This is a genomic window from Microvirga zambiensis WSM3693 (assembly GCF_016735695.1).
GTDB lineage: Bacteria > Pseudomonadota > Alphaproteobacteria > Rhizobiales > Beijerinckiaceae > Microvirga > Microvirga zambiensis.
This window is the reverse complement of the sequence record NZ_JAERQD010000181.1, coordinates 1-1,481: the sequence shown is the minus strand read 5'-3', so window position 1 is coordinate 1,481 and position 1,481 is coordinate 1. Positions and strand designations below refer to the sequence as shown.

The 1,481-nt window shown below is 65.2% G+C and carries 1 protein-coding gene; it reads left to right on the top strand.

Going from position 1 to position 1,481, the window contains the following annotated elements:
- The first annotated feature begins 69 nt into the window (after positions 1 to 69).
- Positions 70 to 1,419: an IS701 family transposase gene (locus JKL46_RS34735; RefSeq protein ID WP_201843003.1), complete on the top strand. Its 1,350-nt coding sequence runs from the start codon at positions 70 to 72 to the stop codon at positions 1,417 to 1,419.
- Positions 1,420 to 1,481 lie beyond the last annotated feature (62 nt).

Below are 1,481 nucleotides of genomic sequence, written 5' to 3'. Positions count from 1 at the left end.
TAGTACTACTGTGTCATAAGCTGACGGATCGAGGTATAGTCGGAAGAGCCATCATACGGAGGGCGTGTGATGAACCTTCCTATCCCATCAGAGACGCGCGAGGCGCGGTTTGCCGCGTATGTTGATGCCCTTGCAGAAGGGCTCGGCCATGCCGATCGGATTGCCCCGATGCAGGCCTACTGTACCGGGCTCCTCCTGCCGGGTGAACGCAAGAGCATCGAGCCCATGGCGGCCCGGCTCGCTCCCGACCGCGCCCAGGCGGCCCACCAATCCCTGCATCATCTCGTGGCGCAGGCCGAGTGGTCGGATGAGATCCTGCTGGCGAGCGTGCGCGAGCAGGTGTTGCCCGTCATCGAACGGCATGGTGCCATCCGCGCCTGGATCGTCGATGACACCGGCTTTCCCAAGAAGGGCACCCATTCGGTTGGAGTGGCCCGGCAATACTGCGGACAGTTGGGCAAGCCGGACAGCTGTCAGGTCGCTGTGAGCCTGTCACTGGCCAACGCTCACGCAAGCCTGCCGATCGCCTATCAGCTTTATCTGCCCAAGGAGTGGGCGCTGGATCCCAAGCGGCGGATCAAGGCCGGCGTACCGGATCCGATCCGGTTTCGCAGCAAACCCACCATCGCACTCGCTCAGATCCGGGCGGCGCTGCTGGCGGGGGTGTCTCCAGCGGTGGTGCTGGCGGATGCCGGCTATGGCTCTGAGACGGCGTTTCGCACGGCGCTGACCACAATGGGCCTGACCTATATCGTTGGCATTGCGTCGAGCACAAGCCTGTGGGCGCCCGGCACCGCGCCCCTGCCGCCGCAGCCCTGGAGCGGGCGCGGGCGTCCGCCCACACTGTTGCGGCGGGACGCTCAGCATAAGCCGGTCTCCGCGCTGAAGTTAGCGAAAGATCTGCCTCGAAGCGCTTGGCACGTGGTCACGTGGCGGGAAGGCTCCAAGGCTCCGCTGACGTCGCGCTTTGCGGCCGTGCGCGTTCGGCCGGCGCACCGCGACTATTGGCGCGCGAGCCTGCGGCCAGAGGAATGGTGTCTGATCGAATGGCCTGAAGGCGAGAAGCGGCCGACCAAGTACTGGCTCTCGACCCTGCCGGCCAACACCGTCCTGCGGGACCTTGTTGATCTGGCGAAACTGCGCTGGCGCATTGAGCGGGATTATCAGGAACTCAAGCAGGAGATCGGTCTGGGACACTTTGAGGGGCGGGGCTGGCGCGGGTTCCATCACCACGCCACCCTGTGCATTGCGGCTTACGGGTTCCTGGTCTCCGAGCGGAGCCGGTTTTCCCCCTCAGCGCCCGTCCGCCTCGCGATCCGCAAAGCAGCGCCACGCCCCTCAAAGGCGGGCGGCCCCTATGGCCGCGCCCATTCGTCCCGAACGTCACGTCGCCCAGTCGATCGCCACCATCCGGGCTGAACTCATCTGCGCTCTCGTGCGAAGGCTCCCACGATGTCCCTGCTGCCACACAAAGTTTATGA